The organism is Janthinobacterium longum (assembly GCF_051380735.1).
Lineage (GTDB): Bacteria > Pseudomonadota > Gammaproteobacteria > Burkholderiales > Burkholderiaceae_D > Janthinobacterium.
In genome coordinates this window covers 1,702,720-1,720,040 of the sequence record NZ_JBNYXQ010000001.1, presented here as the reverse complement: position 1 = coordinate 1,720,040, position 17,321 = coordinate 1,702,720, and the positions used below count along the sequence as shown (strand labels likewise).

General features: G+C 62.9%; 13 protein-coding genes and 1 pseudogene. 6 read left to right on the top strand and 8 right to left on the bottom strand.

What is annotated here, in order from left to right; all coding sequences use genetic code 11:
* Positions 1-31: 31 nt before the first annotated feature.
* Positions 32-922, bottom strand: coding sequence for a sulfurtransferase (locus tag ACQ4WM_RS07870; RefSeq protein WP_436546107.1), 891 nt, complete (start codon positions 920-922; stop codon positions 32-34).
* Between the two features lie 125 nt (positions 923-1,047).
* Here ACQ4WM_RS07870 and dnaE point away from each other — a divergent pair, with 125 nt between their 5' ends.
* Complete coding sequence (gene dnaE / locus ACQ4WM_RS07865) at positions 1,048-4,596, top strand: DNA polymerase III subunit alpha (protein ID WP_436546106.1); 3,549 nt, start codon at positions 1,048-1,050, stop codon at positions 4,594-4,596.
* A gap of 64 nt (positions 4,597-4,660) precedes the next feature.
* Here dnaE and ACQ4WM_RS07860 read toward each other — a convergent pair whose 3' ends face one another.
* The 4 genes from ACQ4WM_RS07860 to ACQ4WM_RS07845 all read right to left on the bottom strand — a co-directional run bounded on the left by ACQ4WM_RS07860 (position 4,661) and on the right by ACQ4WM_RS07845 (position 7,557).
* Complete coding sequence (locus ACQ4WM_RS07860; protein WP_094441797.1) at positions 4,661-4,891, bottom strand: DUF6139 family protein; 231 nt, start codon at positions 4,889-4,891, stop codon at positions 4,661-4,663.
* Between the two features lie 179 nt (positions 4,892-5,070).
* Positions 5,071-6,057, bottom strand: a complete 987-nt coding sequence (locus ACQ4WM_RS07855; protein WP_436546105.1) for a VirK/YbjX family protein — start codon at positions 6,055-6,057, stop codon at positions 5,071-5,073.
* Between the two features lie 45 nt (positions 6,058-6,102).
* Complete coding sequence (locus tag ACQ4WM_RS07850) at positions 6,103-6,636, bottom strand: universal stress protein (protein WP_436546104.1); 534 nt, start codon at positions 6,634-6,636, stop codon at positions 6,103-6,105.
* Positions 6,637-6,738: 102 nt separating this feature from the next.
* On the bottom strand, positions 6,739-7,557 hold the full coding sequence (locus tag ACQ4WM_RS07845) for a MipA/OmpV family protein (protein ID WP_436546103.1): 819 nt from the start codon (positions 7,555-7,557) through the stop codon (positions 6,739-6,741).
* A 167-nt stretch (positions 7,558-7,724) separates the two neighbouring features.
* On the opposite strand from ACQ4WM_RS07845, the gene ACQ4WM_RS07840 reads away from it, so the two are divergent.
* The 4 genes from ACQ4WM_RS07840 (at position 7,725) to ACQ4WM_RS07825 (ending at position 12,093) form a co-directional block, all read left to right on the top strand.
* On the top strand, positions 7,725-8,390 hold the full coding sequence (locus tag ACQ4WM_RS07840) for a response regulator (RefSeq protein WP_436546102.1): 666 nt from the start codon (positions 7,725-7,727) through the stop codon (positions 8,388-8,390).
* Positions 8,387-9,802, top strand: coding sequence for an ATP-binding protein (locus ACQ4WM_RS07835; protein WP_436546101.1), 1,416 nt, complete (start codon positions 8,387-8,389; stop codon positions 9,800-9,802). Before ACQ4WM_RS07840 ends, ACQ4WM_RS07835 begins: the two co-directional genes overlap by 4 nt.
* Positions 9,803-9,898: 96 nt before the next feature.
* Entirely contained in the window at positions 9,899-11,488 is a 1,590-nt protein-coding gene (locus tag ACQ4WM_RS07830; protein WP_436546100.1) for an ATP-binding protein, read from the top strand.
* Entirely contained in the window at positions 11,485-12,093 is a 609-nt protein-coding gene (locus tag ACQ4WM_RS07825; RefSeq protein WP_436546099.1) for a response regulator transcription factor, read from the top strand. The genes ACQ4WM_RS07830 and ACQ4WM_RS07825 overlap by 4 nt, the downstream gene beginning before the upstream one ends.
* 10 nt (positions 12,094-12,103) lie before the next feature.
* Here ACQ4WM_RS07825 and ACQ4WM_RS07820 read toward each other — a convergent pair whose 3' ends face one another.
* The 3 genes and pseudogenes from ACQ4WM_RS07820 to ACQ4WM_RS07810 all read right to left on the bottom strand — a co-directional run.
* Entirely contained in the window at positions 12,104-13,204 is a 1,101-nt protein-coding gene (locus tag ACQ4WM_RS07820) for a glycosyltransferase family 9 protein (protein ID WP_436546098.1), read from the bottom strand.
* Between the two features lie 150 nt (positions 13,205-13,354).
* Positions 13,355-14,566, bottom strand: a complete 1,212-nt coding sequence (locus ACQ4WM_RS07815) for an O-antigen ligase family protein (RefSeq protein ID WP_436546097.1) — start codon at positions 14,564-14,566, stop codon at positions 13,355-13,357.
* A 258-nt stretch (positions 14,567-14,824) separates the two neighbouring features.
* Positions 14,825-16,063, bottom strand: a pseudogene (locus tag ACQ4WM_RS07810) (malic enzyme-like NAD(P)-binding protein); the annotation flags it as partial.
* A 205-nt stretch (positions 16,064-16,268) separates the two neighbouring features.
* Between ACQ4WM_RS07810 and ACQ4WM_RS07805 the strand changes: the two are divergent.
* On the top strand, positions 16,269-17,294 hold the full coding sequence (locus tag ACQ4WM_RS07805; protein WP_436546096.1) for a LacI family DNA-binding transcriptional regulator: 1,026 nt from the start codon (positions 16,269-16,271) through the stop codon (positions 17,292-17,294).
* The last annotated feature ends 27 nt before the right edge of the window (positions 17,295-17,321 follow it).

The following is a 17,321-nucleotide window of genomic DNA, read 5'->3' as shown; positions in this document are numbered from 1 at the left end:
CAAAGCGGCAGGAGCGGCGTCCTCAGGCTGACTACTTCTTGCCGTAGCAATGCGGGCAAGACACCTCGTACACATACTCGGGCGCCAGTTGCTGGCGCGGCGTGACCACCGCGCGGCACACGAAGCACTGCACCGTTTCGGTCGGTTCCAGCTTCGGGTTCAGCGCGGTGCGGTAGTCGAACACGAAGCAGTCGCCGGTGTAATGGTCGCCACCGACCTCTTCAAAATACTTCAAAATGCCGCCATCTAGCTGGTACACGCTGTCGTAGCCGATTTCCTTCATGTGGATGGCGGCTTTTTCGCAGCGGATGCCGCCGGTGCAGAAGGTCACCACGGTTTTGCCGGCCAGTTCATCCTTGTGCGCGGCGGCAACAGCCGGGAACTCGGTGAATTTGTCGATGCGGTAGTCGAGCGTGTTATTGAAAGTGCCGACATCGACTTCAAACGCGTTGCGCGTTTCCATCATGACCACCGGCTTGCCCGCGTCGTCGACGCCGGCATCGAGCCAGCGCTTGAGCGTGTGCGCATCGACTGACGGCGCACGGCCCAGTTCCGGCTTGATCAAGGGCATGCGCATGGTGATGATTTCTTTTTTCAGTTTCACCAGCATGCGCTTGTGCGATTGCTCATTGGACAAACTTTCCTTCCACTCCAGGTCTGCCAGCCGTTCGTCGCTGCGCACCCAGCCGAGAAACGCGTCGATATGCTCGCGCGTGCCCGACAAAAACATATTGATGCCTTCCGGTGTCAGCAGGATGGTGCCCTTCAGCGCCAACGCCAGGCATTGCTCCTGGTACAGCGGGCGCATGGCTTCGGTATTGTCCAGCGTGATGAATTTATACGCTGCAATATTGACAAAAGTAACAGGTGGTGTGGCGGCCAGCGTGCTGGCAGCGGCGGTAGCGGAAGGTGTGGCTTGCATGATGGCGATCGGGTTAGACTGAACAGCCGGTATTATAAGCCCGCCGGGCCAGCCACGATACCCGGCCGATGGCCGCGACGCGGTAGAATAGACCCCATTGAATTTTGCACGATGGGTACACAAAGATGGAAATGGTAATGCAGCAAGCCGGCGCTCCGGCAACGCTTCGGTCCGCCACGCAAGGCCCTGGATTTGTCCACTTGCGCGTGCACTCGGAGTATTCGATCGTCGACGGCCTGGTGCGTATCGACGACATCGTGGGCGCCGCTGCCAAAGACAAACAGGCGGCGCTGGCCGTCACCGACCTGTCGAACCTGTTCGGCATGGTGAAGTTCTACAAGGCCGCGCGCGGCAAGGGCATCAAGCCCGTGGTCGGCGTCGATGTCTGGATCACCAACGATGAGAACCGCGAAAAACCGTCGCGCCTGCTGCTGCTGGCAAAAAACCGCATGGGCTATCTGCAGCTGTGCGAACTGCTGTCGACCGCCTGGCTGACGAATCAGTACAAGGGCCGCGCCGAAGTGCGCATCGAATGGCTGCAGGCGCTGGCCACCAATACCTATGATTTGTACCCCGGTGAAAGTGCGGCCAATGGCCTGATCGTGTTGTCGGGCGCGCATTTTGGCGACGTCGGCACCGCGATAGAAAACGGCAACCTGGCGCTGGCAGAACGCAACGCCCAGCGCTGGGCCTCGATTTTCCCCGGGCATTTTTACATTGAAATCCAGCGTGGCGGCCAGGCCAACCAGGAGGCGCAGGTGCGCCATGCGGTGGCGCTGGCGTCCAAGCTGGGCTTGCCGGTGGTGGCCACGCATCCGGTGCAGTTCATTTCGCCCGAAGAATTTATTGCCCACGAAGCGCGTACCTGTATTGCCGAGGGCGAGATGCTGGCCAATGCCAAGCGTGTGAAACGTTTCAACGACAGCCAGCGCTTCATGTCGCAGGCTGAAATGGCCGAACTGTTTGCCGACCTGCCGGCGGCGCTGGCCAATTCGGTCGAGATCGCCAAGCGCTGCAACCTGACCCTGACCCTGGGCAAGCCGCAACTGCCGAATTTCCCGACGCCACCGGGCATGACAATCGACGAATTCCTGGTTGCCGAATCGCAGGCCGGCCTGGAAAAGCGGCTGCTGCAGCTCTACCCTGATCCGGAAAAACGCGAGAAGGAACGCCCGCGCTACGAGGCGCGGCTGAAATTCGAGACCGATACCATCTGCAACATGAAGTTCCCCGGCTACTTCCTGATCGTGGCCGAGTTCATTCAATGGGCCAAGGAAAACGGCGTGCCGGTGGGCCCGGGCCGGGGTTCTGGCGCCGGTTCGCTGGTCGCGTATTCGCTGCTCATTACTGACCTCGACCCGCTGCAATACAATCTGCTGTTCGAGCGCTTCCTGAACCCTGAACGCGTTTCGATGCCCGACTTCGATATCGACTTTTGCCAGGAAGGGCGCGACCGCGTCATCCAGCACGTCAAGGATTTGTACGGCAAGGAGGCGGTCTCGCAGATCGCCACCTTCGGTACCATGGCGGCCAAGGGCGCGATCCGCGACGTCGGCCGCGTGATGGATTTCGGCTATAACTTCTGCGATGGCATCTCCAAGCTGATTCCGTTCAAGCCGGGCAAGCCGGTCAGCATTGCCGACGCCATCGAGGAAGAGCCGCTGCTCAAGGAGCGCCAGGAAAACGAGGAAGAGGTCAGGCAGCTGCTGGACCTGGCGCAGCAGGTCGAGGGCATCACCCGCAATATCGGCATGCACGCCGGGGGCGTGCTGATTGCTCCAGGAAAACTGACGGACTTTTGCCCGCTCTACACGCAGGGCGGCGATTCGGGCGTGGTGTCGCAGTATGACAAGGATGACGTCGAAGCCGTTGGCCTGGTGAAGTTCGACTTTCTGGGGCTGACCACGCTGACCATTCTTGACCGCGCGGTGCGCTATATCAAGCAGCTCGACCCGGCCCAGGCCAATTTCGACCTGGCAACCTTGCCGCTGAACGACAAGGCGTCCTACGAGCTGCTGACCAAGGCCAAGACCGTGGCCGTGTTCCAGCTTGAGTCACGCGGTATGCAGGGCATGCTGAAAGACGCGCGCCCCGACCGCTTCGAAGACATTATCGCGCTCGTTGCCTTGTACCGTCCGGGCCCGATGGACCTGATCCCCGACTTCTGCAAACGCAAGCACGGCGAGCGCTTTGACTACCCCGATCCGCGCACCGAATCGATTCTGTCCGAAACCTACGGCATCATGGTGTACCAGGAGCAGGTGATGCAGATGGCGCAGATCGTCGGCGGCTACTCGCTGGGTGGCGCTGACATGCTGCGCCGCGCGATGGGTAAAAAGAAGGCCGAAGAGATGGCCGAGCACCGCGAGATCTTCCGCGCCGGTGCGGCCAAAGACGGCCTGACGGCTGAAAAAGCCGACGAGATCTTCGACTTGATGGAAAAGTTCGCCGGCTACGGTTTCAACAAATCGCACGCCGCCGCCTACGCCTTGCTGTCGTACCACACGGCCTATCTGAAAGCGCACCACACGGCCGCCTTCATGGCAGCCAACTTGTCGCTGGCGATGGACGACACCGACAAGATCAAGATCCTGGTGGAAGACGCGCTGGAAATCTGCAAGCTGACCTTGTTGCCGCCGGATATCAACGAATCCGATTACCGCTTTACGCCGAGCGGCGAAGCGCCGTCCGTCAGCGGCAAGAAAGTCACGCAGATCCGCTATGGCCTGGGCGCCGTGAAAGGATCCGGCCAGAACGCGATCGAGGCCATTATCGCCGCGCGCACAGCCGGCGGGCCGTTTACCAGCCTGTTCGATTTCTGCAAGCGGGTCGACAAGAAACAGATCAACCGCCGCACCATCGAGTCCCTGATACGCAGCGGCGCCTTCGACTGCCTGAAGGTCGACCGCGCGATTTTGCTCGCTTCCGTCGCGTTTGCCATGGAGTGCGCCGACCAGGCCGCCAAGGCGGCCAACCAGGTCAGCCTGTTCGGTGGCGACGACAGCGACATGGTGGCGCCGCCCGAGTACGTCAAGGCGCTGCCGTGGACCGACAAGCAGCGCCTGACGGAAGAAAAGATCGCGCTGGGCTTTTATTTGTCCGGCCACCTGTTCGATTCGTACGCGCCCGAAGCGCGCCGCTTTGCCCGCACCAAGCTGTCGGACCTGTCGCCGTCGCGCGAGCCGCGCATGATGGCCGGCGTGATTACGGGCCTGCGCACGCAGATGACGCAGCGCGGCAAGATCGTCATCGTCACCCTGGACGACAAGAGCGCCACGGTAGAGGTGACGGTGTACAGCGAACTGTTCGAGCAGAACAAGAAGATCTTCAAGGAAGACGAATTCCTGGCGGTGGTGGGCAAGGTCTCGGAAGACCGTTTTTCGGGCGGCTTGCGCATCATGGCCGAGAGTGCTTTCGACATTATCTCGGCACGCGTGCAGTATGGCCGCCAGCTGGGATTGAGCTTGCCGACCACGCTCGACATGAAGCGCATCAGCGACGTATTGATGCCTTACCGTGCCCAGGATGGCTTGCCGATCGCGGCCAAGGTCAGCCCGCAGGGCGTCAGTTGCGTGCTGCAGTTTGGCGACGAGTGGAAGGTGGCGCCATCGGATGAATTGCAGACGGCGCTGGTGCAGCAACTGGGGGCGAAGGAAGTGGAAGTGGAATACTGAGGCGTCAAGCCCATAACGAAAAAAAGCCGGACCGTGAAGGTCCGGCTTTTTTTACAGTACAACCTTACATATCCTTGAGGCTGGTGATCGCATAGCCTTTTGCCGCGATCTGCTGCAGCGGATGTTCGATATGGTAGTCGGGCAAGGCCTGGGCATCGTCGGCTACTTCGCTGGCCTGGGTTTCCAGTTGCCAGTCGGTGCTCGTGACTTCTTCGGGAATGATCTTTCCTTCTGGCACGGCCAGATAGGAAAAAATGCCATCGTGTTCGGCTCGACGGTAAATATCGACGCGCATAACTGCCTCCTTGTAAGCGTTGGGAAAAACGGTGCACCTGCGTGCCCACCGATTTTGTTAGCGTAACAGGAATGCGGAGAGCATGCTTTTTGTCTGCGTGCTGCGGATGAAACCGTGGTAGATGCTGGTGTGGCTGGCTGGGCGCAGGGGCGGGGCGCCGGGCTTGCCGGGGCAGGAGGTCAGGCGACGGCAGCGGCCGGTGCAAACTGATGCCGGTCGTCGTTGGCGGCAGGGGCGATGCCGGGCAGGGCAGCGGCGACGCTATGGTTCTCCAGGCCGCTACGTAAAGTCGCTATCATGGCCAGCGTCAGTTCGTGGCGCTTGCGCGCTTCCGAGCGCTTTTTCGAGGCGATTTCTGCGAGCAGCGGCGCCGGCAGGTTTTCACACGGCAATTCAAAGTCGCCATCGCGGCGCGCCTGGGCGCCCAGTTCTTGCCATACGCCATTGTAGTCGGCCAGCAGGCGGCCATTTTTCCTCGCCGAATGGTGCACTGCGCGATTGTCGTTGCCGACCAAAATCATGGTGCGGCAACCATGCTCCCAGGCCAGCTGGCGCACCAGGCGCAGCATCAGGAATTTGGGACGCAGGCCGTGCAGGTCACGCGTTGCCTCGCGCACACGGCGCAGGCCGTCCTGGCCCTTCGGACCCTGGATGCAGCCGACGCGCACGCCCACTTCCATCGGCGCGCGCGTGCGGCAGCCGAAGAAGGTAAACACCACCGCATACAGCATCTCGCCGCCGTGCATCAGTTGCAGCACCATTTCGCCTTCGCGGTCCATGCGCGACAGCGACGTCAAATTCAGGTGGTACAGCTCGCCAGACTTGCCTGCGACCGAACCGAGCAGCACCGGCTGGTGGGCCGCATCCACCATCAGCTTGCCCCAACCCTGTTGCAGGATGAAGCGGTAGTGGTCGACCAGCAAGGCCACGCGCTGGTGGCACGACAGGCTTTTGCTCAGGTAATGCCGGTACACCTTGTGCACCATGCGCGGATAGGCCTGCAGCAAGTCGTGGAAGACGGGATGGGAATTGAGCAGTTGCAGCCAGACGCGTGTCTCGCGCTGCTGCAAACGGGCGCGCAATTGCAGCTTGAGCAGCTCGCGCAGGCGCGCCAGGCCGGGCGGCATATTGGTCAGGCCGGCATGCAAAGTAATTGCTGGTGTCATGGACAGTCCTTGGGAAAGAAAATAAGGGGCGAAGTTCAGGGAAAGTCAGGCCGCAGGCGGGCCGCCGAAGCCGTCGGCGTCGGCCAGCAACACGGTAGCGCTGCGTGTGGCGCGCGCCAGTTTGTGCGCCAATGTGTCGGCAAAGCGGCGCTGCCATGGGCTGCTTTTCAGCGCCGGCAAAACGATTTCATGGCAGCCGAGCAGTTCGGCGGTATCGAGGATGGTGAACAGGCGTTCGCCGGAAAAAATATGGGTGCTGAAGGAAAGATGCGAGCGGCTCAGGTAAAGCCCCGCTTCGCGCATCAATTGCGCGGCGGCGCCGCTGCCGTCCTGGTGCTGGCCGTGGATGGCGGTGCCGTCGGCATGTTGCGCCAGCGGCGGCGTCACATGCAGCAGGCTGACATGGACATTGATGCCCCACTCGCGCAGCCGCCTGGCGTAGCGCGCGCCGTAGACGATGTCGCTGACGTGCTTGACCGGCAGCAGCAATTGCAGCGTTGCCTGACCGCTGCCGGTCGCACTTGCAGCATGCTCGGTGGCATGTGCATGGGGTGGCAGAACAGGGTGCGCAGCTTGCATGGAAGGGTGCCGTTGTCAGGAAAACGGCCCCATCTTAGCCAGCGCCATTGCCCCTGTAAATTGGCGAAATGGCGTACGGGCTTCCCTTATGGCGAGCGGTTTTTAGTAGCTATACGTGACATACACGGCGCCCATCGGCGCGCTCTTGCGCTGCACGACGGGGCTATTTGCTGCGTCGCCCAGGCGCCTTTCCACGCCCAGCACGGTGTTGACGCGCCAGCGTGCATCGATGCGGTGTCCCCAGCTGACGCTGGCCTGCGCTTCGTAAAAACCGCCCTTCGGCGTGTACTGGCGAAATGCCGTCCTGGCCGCTTGCGCTGCTGTCACGCCATACATGGTTTGCAGGTATTTCTTTTCGCCCCAGCTCGTTTGCAAGCCCAGGCTGACCGTGTCTTGCGGCATGCCACGGCTGTCGTTGCGGCTGTAGACCTGGCCGCTGGCGCCCAGCTGCAAGGTGGCGCCATTTTCGCGGTGGTTGAGTGGAATATCGCCGGCCACGCTCAGCTGCACGCCGGGCAGCGGCGAGTAACCCAGGCTCAGCAGGGCGCTGGCATTGCCTTCGACCTTGCCCATGCCTTTCAGGTAGTCGCTGCCGGCCAGGCCGCGCAAGCCGCTGCGCTTGTGGTCGGCCCGCTCGCCGCGGTAGCCCAGCGCGGCGCTGTAGCTGAAGGCGCCGGCCTGGCTGCCATAGCCGAGGCCGCGCATGGTGCTGGCAAAAAAGCCGTTGGCCATGCTGTAGTCGAGCACGATGAGGGGCATGACACGGGTTCTGTCATCGCCCGCATAGGGGCTGCCGGCTGCCACGCCGGCGCCGACAGTGAGCACGTTGCCGCTGGTGTTGCCGGAACTATCGTCGACCGCCAGCGCGGACAGGGGAAAGCACAGCAGGCCGGCCATGGCCAGCAGGGTGGATGATTGCATGGTGGTTCCTTCAGGTGGAGAACCGAGTCCCGTATGGCTCGATTGACAGTGCGCAGTATGCAACGTTGCCTTGAAGTAAGGCTAAACCTTTCCTGAGGATTGCATGAGGATTGCATGAAGCGCCTTTCTTTACCTGTTCTTCAGCTTGCGGTGGTTTAATACCGTTCATGAAAATCTTGCTGATCGAAGACGATATGGACCTGGGCAACGGCGTGCGGATTGCCTTGCGCGACCAGGGCATGCAGGTGGTGTGGGTGCGCACCCTGGACGACGCGGCGCGCAGCATCGAACACGACAGTTGCGAACTGGTGCTGCTCGACCTGGGCCTGCCCGATGGCGACGGCCTGGATTTGCTGGCGCGGCTGCGCGCGGCGCGCCTGCCGGTACTGATCCTCAGCGCCCGTGATACGGTCGAGCAGCGCCTGCGTGGCCTCGACGGCGGCGCCGACGATTACCTGGTGAAACCGTTCGTGCTGGCCGAGCTGTTGTCGCGCGTGCGGGCGCTGGCGCGCCGCAGCTACGGTTTTGACGGCGATACCATCGAGCTGCGCGGCCTGATGCTGCAGGTGCCGACGCGCCGGGTCAGCGTGCAGGGACGCGCAGTGGAACTGACGGCCAGCGAATATGCCTTGCTGAAAACCTTGCTGATGCGCGCCAACCGCGTCATCACGCGCCGCGTGCTGGAAGAACATATCTTGCCCGGTGGCCTGGCCAATGCCAGCAATACGCTCGATGTGCACATGGGAAATTTGCGCCGCAAGATAGGCGAGGGCTATATCCGCACCGTGCGCGGCGTGGGTTATGTGATCGACCAGCACAGCGAGGCGCCATGACGCCGCTGAGCGGTCTGCTGCGGCGCTGCTGGCAGATGGTGGGCCGGCCGACCCTGGTGCGCCGCCTGATGCTGGCGCAGGTACTGATGTTGAGCGTGGTGTGGAGCCTGGCGGTGGCCTTCGTGCTGATCGAAGGTACGGACGAAGACAGCAGCATCAGCCATGGCGTGCTGCGCGCGATTGCCAACGTGGCCGACAACCTGGCCGACCAGCCGCAGCGCCAGCATGAAAGCCTGCGCGCGATGGACGAGGCGCTGCGCGAAGATTTTGCTTCGGGCGGCATGCCCGAGCTCGCGCCGCGCACCCTGGTGTGGCGCAACGGCCAGTTGATTTACCGCTCGGTCGATGCGCCGGCAGGCATCCGCAGCGCCGGCCCGGTCGATGCCGAAATGCTCGATATCAAGGGACAGGTGTGGCGCACGCACACCGTGGTCGAGGGCGCCACCCGCGTGACCATCCTGGAAGCTGGTGGGCCGTGGCAGTTTTTCATCACCATCAATTCACGCGGCTATTATCTGTTGCCACTCTTGATCAGCCTGCCATTCCTGCTGTTGCCGGCCTGGCTGTCGATCCGCCTGGCCTTGCGGCCGTGGCACAAGGTAGCGCAGGAAGTGTCGGCGCGCGGCCCGCGCGACCTGCGTCCGCTGGCCTTCAAGCCGTCGCATGGCGAACTTGCCGCCCTGGTCGACAGCATCAACGCCTTGCTGCAGCGGGTCGACACCAGCGCCGCGCGCGAACGCAGTTTCATTGCCGACGCCACGCATGAACTGCGCACGCCGCTGGCGGCGATGCGCATCAATGTCGAGGCCTTGCAGGGGCAGGCGCGCGATCCGCGCCAGCAGGAATTGCTCGATGGCATATTGAACAGCAACAGCCGTGCGGCGCGGCTGGTGGGGCAGTTACTGCGGCTTACGCGCAGCGAAGTGCCGTCCGAAGCCGGGGAACGGGCGGCGCCACAGGCGTTTGACGTCTTGCTGCAGGACCGGCTGGCGGCCCTTTCCTGGCTGGCGCAGGCCGGCGGGATTGAGCTCGAATTGCAGGCTGCCGTGCCCTTGTGCGTGCCGGGCCAGCGCGAGAGCCTGGTGTCGCTGATCGACAATCTGGTGGAAAACGCGATCAAGTACAGTCCGCGCGGCGCCAGCGTGACGGTGTCGCTGCATGCGCAGGGTGATCATGCCGTACTGCACGTGGCCGACCAGGGCCCCGGCATTCCGGCCGCCCTGCATGCGCGCGTGTTCGACCGTTTTTTTCGCGCGCCCCAGCAAGACCAGCCCGGTAGCGGCCTGGGCTTGTCCATCGTCGCCTCGGTGGTGGCGCGGCATGGCGGCGCCATTGCGCTACACCAGGCCGATGGTGGCCAGGGGCTGCTGGTGGAGGTGCGCCTGCCGCTGGCGCCCGTGGTGATGCCATAACTTGCATGAATATTATTGTCTGTGCTTGAAATGCAACATATGATGGCGCTCCAGGCGGCCGCGATGCATAATGCGGGACGTTAAAAAAACACCGTTATGCGCCCATCCCTGCCCCGCCATCTGCAGTACCCCGCGTTTCTTGGCCTGTACCTGCTGTTTGACTGGGCCACTTACATCGATCCGATGTATGGCCTGAACATCACGCCCTGGAATCCGGATCCTGCGTTGGGCCTGGTGTTCTGGCTGATGCATGGCCGCAAGGCCGCGCTGCCCTGGTTTGTCGCGCTGCTCAGCGCCGAAGTGCTGGTGCGTGGCATGCCGGCCGGCCTGCCGTTGACTGTGCTCTGCTCGGCCTGGCTGGTGCTGGGCTACGGCATGACAGGCGAGGCCCTGCGCCGCCGTTTCAGCAGCAGCAATATGTTCGACAACCGGCGCCGTTTGCTGGCCTGGGCCGGCATCGTGATGGCCGGCACCCTGTTCAACGCCGTCGGTTACATGTCGCTGCTGTCGCTGACGGGGCGTATCCCGCCTGGCGAATGGGGCATCGCGCTGCTGCGCTTCGGCGTTGGCGACATGGTGGGCATGCTGGTGTCGATGCCGCTGATCTGGGTACTGGTCAGCGAGCAAGGCCGTGGACGCTTGCGCAACGCCATCTGGCGCTGGGAAACCCTGGCCTACATGGCGCTGGGCGGCTTCGTGCTGTGGAGCGTGTTCGGCTCCATTTTGCGCTGCGAATACAAGCATTTCTATTTCCTGTTCCTGCCGGTGATCTGGGCTGCTTCGCGCCAGGGCCTGTATGGCGCCGTGCTGGCCGTGTTCGCCTTGCAACTGTGCATCATCACGCTGGTGAAATGGTCGCATGCTGTGCATATCCAGTTTTACGAGTTGCAGCTGCTCGACGCCATGCTGGCGCTGGTGGGCTTTTTTATCGGCATCGTGGTTGACGAAGTGCGCCAGGTGTCGCATGAACTCAAGCACACCATGCGCCTGGCCGCCGCCGGCGAAATGGCGGCCGCCCTGGCGCATGAGTTGAACCAGCCGCTGACGGCCCTGTCAACCTACGGCAAGGCCTGCGAGTACCTGCTCGAACGCGGTGAAAATGGTGCCTTGCTGCAAAATGCCATCGGCCACATGATCGTCGAATCGGGGCGGGCTGCCGAGGTGGTACGCCGCCTGCGCGATTTTTTCCGCACCGGCGCGATGCAGCTCGAAGTGGTCGAGGCGAGCGCCCTGATCGCCGGCATCGCGCGCCAGTTCATGCCGCAGTTTCATGAACACGGCATCGAGCTGGTGTTGGCGCCACCGCAGCCACTGGCCATCAATGCCGACCGGTTGCAACTGGAACTGGTGCTGCGCAACCTGCTGGCCAATGCCCAGGACGCGGTGCTGGGCCAGCCGCGCAGCCGGCGCCGCATCACCCTCGTCGCCGAGCGGCTCGATGGCGGCCGCCTGCGTTTGTCGGTGGAAGACAGCGGCCCCGGTATTTCCAGCAGCCTGGCGGCGCGCTTGTTCGAGCCGTTCGTATCGAGCAAGGCCAGTGGCCTGGGACTGGGGCTGGTGCTCAGTCGCAGCATCGTCGAGGCGCATGGCGGCCAACTGTGGGCCGAAGTCGGCAGCCACGGTATTTTTCGCTTTATCCTGCCGCTGGCGCGCGCCACTGCGGCATCGCCCGGAGAGCAGCAATGACCAGTAATCTGACCGTGTTTATCGTCGATGACGACCCCGCCGTGCGCGATGCGCTGGGCTTGCTGCTGGGCGTGCGCGGCTACCGCACCGCGCTGTTTTCTTGCGCCGAGGATTTTTTGCTGGGCTGGCAGCGCGAATGGGCCGGCTGCGTGCTGATCGATATCCGCATGTCGGGCATGGATGGGCTGTCGCTGCAGCGCCGGTTGCTGGAGCTAGGTTGCCTGCTGCCGGTGATTATCGTCACCGGCCATGGCGACGTGACCCTGGCGCGCCAGGCCTTCAAGGCCCAGGCCAGCGATTTCCTGGAAAAACCATTCGACCATGACAAGCTGCTGACGGCCATCGCCGAAGCGTTTTCGCGCGAGGCGGCCACGCGCAGCCAGTTGCGGCGCCAGCAGAAAGGGCTGGACTTGCTGTGCACCCTGACACCGCGCGAACGCGAAGTGATGCAGCTGGTAGTCACTGGCCGCCATAACCGCGATATCGCTCCCGTGCTGGGTATTTCCGTGCGTACCGTCGAAGTACACAAGGCGCGCGTGATGGACAAGCTGCGGGTCGACAATGTGGCCGACCTGGTGCGCATCAGCATGCTGGGGACCGACTAGCCCCCGGATACTACTGGATAGCCTGCAGCACCTGCTCGACGCTGATCGCATCGACCCAGTCGTTGCGTTTCGCTACCGTCAGCACGGTGCTGTTGGCGCTGTCGAACGGCGCCCATTCCGGATTCTTCTTGCGCATCAGCGCCACCACCGGCACGTGCACGGCATTGGCCAGGTGCATGATCGAGGTTTCCACGGAAATGATCAGGTCGCACTGCGCCAGCATGGCCGGCAGCTGGAAGAAGTTGTCGACGGCGCTGAAGGCCTGCGTGCGCGCCAGGCCGGCAGCGGCCACGGCGGCGTTGACCTTGGCCAGGTCGTGCGGCATGGCGTTGATCAGGAAGCAGGCGCCGGCCCATTTGGGCTGCTGCTGCATGCGTTGTATCAGTTCGCTGATGCGTTCCAATGGCCAGCCGCGCTTGTGCGATTTGGCAAACGGATTGAGCAGCACCAGCGGCCCCTGGCGCTGGTCAAACCCCCAGCTGGCCAGCTGCTGCCGGGCCTGCTGCAAGGCCTCTTCCGGCAGGTGCACGTAGGGGTAGCGCTCGGACAGCGGTATGTCCAGCCCCGTCAGCTGGCGGAACCAGTCGGCGTAGACGGCGCTGATATGGTGTTCGCCCGCATCCTGCCCCGCATAAGGCGTCAGCAGGGCGTCGAGCTTGCGGTAGGCAAAGTAGTGCATCGGGCGCAGGATGGTCACGCGCTTGCGCATGCCGATCACCAGGCCGTCCGGGCTGATGGCGCGCGCCAGGTGGGCGTAGCGCTGAGGGCGGATATGCGCCAGCGACACCACCACCGGATAATGCTCGGCCTGCGCCTCGCGCACGCTTTCCTCGTACAGCGCCGGGCTGTAGGTTTTGCGGTACACCTTGGCGAACAGTCCCGATTGCTCGACCCAGTCATACAGCGAATAGGTGCGCAGGCTTTCCCATTGCGCCGCGTCGTCGGTGCGCCGTACCTCATCGATCCACAGGTGGATCTTCAGATGTGGATAGGCGGCGGCAAAGGCCCGAAAGCCGTTTTGCATATACGTGTAGTCTCCCAGCGCCAGGTGGGCGACAAAGAGGATCTTGTCCGACTGGGCGAGCAGTGCGGCGGGGATCAGAGGGGTCATGGTGCAATACGGTGTGGTGGAGTGAGTCGGGCAAGCCAGGCCGCCGGCGTCCTGCGATGGCGGTGGCTGGCGCTTGCATTATTTGCCGATGGGACAATACCACGACTCAGTGCACGCACTCAATGGGGGATCACCGGTGAGCCCTGTCAGTCAGGTGCCGCGCTGGGCATGGCGCAGCAGCGCCCATAGCATGGCCATCGGGAACACCAGCATGATGATGCCGATATTCAATGTGAGCGAACTGGTGGTCAGGCCGAAGATGATGTAGCAGGCGCACAGCACCACGCCGCCCAGCGCAAACGGGTGGCCGCTGGCCGCACCGTGGCGCAGGGCGCGTGCAAACAGGCACAGGGGTAGCAGGAACAGGCCGAACAGGGCCAGCAGGCCGACCGCGCCGCGCTTGACCAGCACATCGAGATAGTCATTGTGCGCATTGGTGTTGTCGCGCGTCATGATGCCGATCTTGCCCTCGGCGGCCAGTTCCTGCTTTTCCTGCAAATAGCCGTTGCGCCCGAAGCCCAGCAAAGGCCGCTCGGACGACAGCAGCAGCGCCGTGTGCCACATTTCGAAGCGCTGTCCGATCGAGGTGGTGGCATTGCTCGCTTCGTTCATCTTTTCCACTTCCGTCACCGCAATGGCAGTGCGCGCGCGGATCGGCGAGTGTGGCAAATACCAGGCGATGGCTGCCAGCATCGCCACCGCCGACAAGGTGATGGCGACGTAGCGCAAGCCATGGATACGGGAATTCTGGATGGCGATGATCAGCACGCATACCGGCAAGGCCACCCAGCCGCCGCGGCTGCCGCTGATCACCGAACCGAATACGCCGGCCAGGCAGCCGGCCAGCAGCAAGACGCGCCAGGCCAGTACCCGCCGTTGCGCCCTGGCCCACTCCAGACCGGACAGCGACAACATTCCCAGCAGCATGCTGACATTGCCGTAATGGATGGCATTGCTGGTCGACCCTTGCGGGCGCGGCATGTCCTGCATCGTGAATTGCCACAGCGCCAGCGCGGCGCCGGCGATGGCGCCGACGGCCACGCCGCTCCACCAGGCGCCCGGGCGCGGCGGATAGGCCAGCAGCAGCAGCAGCACCGGCACCACCAGCAGGGCGCGCAGCGGCATGTCGAATTCGCGCCCCGGATCGCCGTGGTACAGCATATTGGCGACAAACACCAGGCAGTACGTCAGCAGCGCCGCGATCAACAGCCAGTCCTGGCGCTGCAGGCCCAGCCGGGGACGTTGCCACAGCAGGCAGGTGCTGCTCAGTAACAGCACCACGGCGCCCAGCGAATAGCCGCTGCCAACGCACAAGGACAAGGCTGAAAAAAGAAAAACGCAGACAGAGGTTAAACGCAGCATTGCAGGTTCCTGGAGAATCCGGTAAAAAATGGTTACTGTAGCAACATCACGGCAGGCGCCATTGTAGACGAAACCCATGCGTTAAAAGAGCATGCCAGGCGTGTCAAAAGCCTTGCAGCTTGGCCGTTTCCATAGGGCGAAACGCAAAAAACCATGGTTTGCACCATGGTTCTTTTTTGTAAGCAATAGTAACTTGTCGCCAGGCCGTCATGGCAGGCTTGCAGCCGGCCATGCCACAGGATCTTATTTTGCCGGTGCGCGCGTCGCCACGCCGCTGTCGATCGCTGCTTGCGACACGGCTGGCGCCACCCAGCTGCGCAGGCGCTCGTCGAATGGCGACGGGATCAGTTGCAGCGGGGTCAAGGCGCTCGTTTCGTGGCCAGGCAGCGGCTCCTTGGCCAGCGCGGCAATGGCGCGCACGCAGGCCAGCTTCATCTCTTCATTGATGGTGGTGGCGCCGACGTCGAGCGCGCCACGGAAGATGTACGGGAAGCACAGCACGTTGTTGATCTGGTTCGGGTAATCCGAGCGGCCGGTGGCGACGATGGCGTCGTCGCGCACGGCGTGCACTTTTTCCGGCGCGATTTCCGGATGCGGATTGGCCAGGGCGAAGATCAGCGGCTTGGCGGCCATAGCTTCGACCATCTGCGCGCTGACCACGCCGCCTTTCGAGACACCGATGAAAATGTCGGCGCCAACCATGGCATCGGCCAGGTCGCGGTCGCTGGTGTCATTCGCGTAGCGCGCCTTGTTCTCTTCCATGTTGGCGTCGCGGCCTGGGTAGATCACGCCCTGGCTGTCGCATACTTTCAGCAAGGACTTGTTCAGGCCCAGCGAAACCAGCAGGTCCAGGCAGGCGATCGAGGCCGCGCCGGCGCCCGAGACGGCGACCTTGACGTTGCCGATCTCCTTGCCGACCAGTTCCAGGCCGTTCAGGATGCCGGCCGCGACGATGATGGCGGTGCCGTGCTGATCGTCATGGAAGACGGGAATCTTCATGCGCTTGCGCAGTTGCTGTTCGATATAGAAGCAGTCCGGCGCCTTGATGTCTTCCAGGTTGATGCCGCCAAAAGTCGGCTCCATGCGCACCACGGTGTCGATAAACAGGTCCGGGTCGTTCTCGGCCAGTTCGATGTCGAACACGTCGACGTCGGCGAACTGCTTGAACAGGCAGGCCTTGCCTTCCATCACCGGTTTGCTGGCCAGTGGGCCGATATCGCCCAGGCCCAGCACGGCGGTGCCATTGGTGATCACAGCCACCAGGTTGCTGCGCGAGGTATAGATGCCGGCCGAACGCGGGTCTTCCACGATGGCCTCGCACGCAAACGCCACGCCCGGCGAATACGCCAGGGTCAGGGCGCGGGCGTCGCCCAGCGGTTTGGTCGGCGTGACGGAAATCTTGCCTGCGCGTGGTTCGGCGTGATAGGCGAGGGCGGCTTCTTTCAGGTTGAATGCTTCGCCGGTTTGCTCGGCGTGCTTGCTTTGGGCAGTAGACATAAGAATTCCTGGTGGGGCGCGATAGCCCGAGTGGTAAGTCCGGGCCATGTTATGCAAGCGTTTGCACGCTGTCAAGGCTCTATTTGTGACAATCCCATGAAAACCGCTTTGAAGAAGGGGCATGCACTAATGCAAGCGCTTGCTCGGGTTTCAACGGTGCACGCCGTTTGTGCGATAAAATTACGCTATTGCATCCGGAAAACCCATGACAAACAAGAATCCCACCTTAAGCGACGTTGCGCGGGCCACCGGCGTGCACTTTTCCACCGTGTCGCGCGTGATGAACCCGGAAACGCGGCAAAAGGTCAGCGCCGAAGTCGCCAGGCGCGTGCTGGCCGAAGCGAGCCGCCTGGGCTACCGCCCGAATCGCGCCGCCTCGACCCTGGTGACCAGGAAGTCACGCATTATTGGTGTGGTGCTGCCAGACATTACCAACGCCGTGTTTCCGCCGATTTTGCTGGGCATCGAGGAAGGCCTGCGCAAGCATGGCTACCTGGCCATCGTTGCCAATGTTGGTGCAGACGAAGAAGAACAACTGTTTGTCATCAACCGCCTGCTGGGCCAGCAGGTCGACGGCCTGATACTGGCCACTGCGCGGCGCGATGACCCCGTCATCAAGATGTGCATGGCGCAGAACGTGCCGGTGGTTACCGTCAACCGCAGCGATGAAAACGGCGTGGCCTCGTGCGTGGTCAGCGACGACGTGGTCGGCATGCGCCTGGCCGTCGGCCACTTGCTGGCGCTGGGCCACCGCCATATCGCGCATATCGCCGGCCCGGAAAACCTGTCCACCGGCCATGTGCGGCGCATGGGTTTCCTGGCCGCCATCGAGGCCAGCGAACTCGATGCTTCGCAGGCCTTTGTGTTTGAAAGCAGCGGCTATTCGCGCGAATGCGGCAAGGCGGCCTTGCTGGAACTGCTGCGCCAGTCGCCGCAAACCACCGCTGTGGTCACCGGCAGTGACCTGGTCGCCATCGGCTGCTACGACGCCATCCGCGAGCTGGGCCTGAACTGCCCGAAAGACATTTCCGTGGTCGGCCACAACGACATGCCCTATATGGACATGATACGCCCGCCCTTGACCACCATTCGCATCCGCCACCACGGCATCGGCGCCGAAGCGGCGCGGTTGATCCTGCAAACCATCGACGCGCCCGATTCCTCGGTCGTCGATGTGCGCCTCAAACCCGAGCTGGTGGTGCGCGAATCTACCGCGCCACCGCGTTCCTGATGGTGTTGGCAGGGCCGCAAGGTGGTA

Bases quoted from the DNA above. Each gene is read 5' to 3' on its own strand.
- ACQ4WM_RS07805 (WP_436546096.1), top strand. From the start codon at position 16,269: ATGACAAACAAGAATCCCACCTTAAGCGACGTTGCGCGGGCCACCGGC.
- ACQ4WM_RS07845 (WP_436546103.1), bottom strand. From the start codon at position 7,557: ATGCAATCATCCACCCTGCTGGCCATGGCCGGCCTGCTGTGCTTTCCC.
- ACQ4WM_RS07870 (WP_436546107.1), bottom strand. From the start codon at position 922: ATGCAAGCCACACCTTCCGCTACCGCCGCTGCCAGCACGCTGGCCGCC.
- dnaE (WP_436546106.1), top strand. From the start codon at position 1,048: ATGGAAATGGTAATGCAGCAAGCCGGCGCTCCGGCAACGCTTCGGTCC.
- ACQ4WM_RS07850 (WP_436546104.1), bottom strand. From the start codon at position 6,636: ATGCAAGCTGCGCACCCTGTTCTGCCACCCCATGCACATGCCACCGAG.
- ACQ4WM_RS07840 (WP_436546102.1), top strand. From the start codon at position 7,725: ATGAAAATCTTGCTGATCGAAGACGATATGGACCTGGGCAACGGCGTG.
- ACQ4WM_RS07855 (WP_436546105.1), bottom strand. From the start codon at position 6,057: ATGACACCAGCAATTACTTTGCATGCCGGCCTGACCAATATGCCGCCC.
- ACQ4WM_RS07815 (WP_436546097.1), bottom strand. From the start codon at position 14,566: ATGCTGCGTTTAACCTCTGTCTGCGTTTTTCTTTTTTCAGCCTTGTCC.
- ACQ4WM_RS07860 (WP_094441797.1), bottom strand. From the start codon at position 4,891: ATGCGCGTCGATATTTACCGTCGAGCCGAACACGATGGCATTTTTTCC.
- ACQ4WM_RS07820 (WP_436546098.1), bottom strand. From the start codon at position 13,204: ATGACCCCTCTGATCCCCGCCGCACTGCTCGCCCAGTCGGACAAGATC.
- ACQ4WM_RS07830 (WP_436546100.1), top strand. From the start codon at position 9,899: ATGCGCCCATCCCTGCCCCGCCATCTGCAGTACCCCGCGTTTCTTGGC.
- ACQ4WM_RS07825 (WP_436546099.1), top strand. From the start codon at position 11,485: ATGACCAGTAATCTGACCGTGTTTATCGTCGATGACGACCCCGCCGTG.
- ACQ4WM_RS07835 (WP_436546101.1), top strand. From the start codon at position 8,387: ATGACGCCGCTGAGCGGTCTGCTGCGGCGCTGCTGGCAGATGGTGGGC.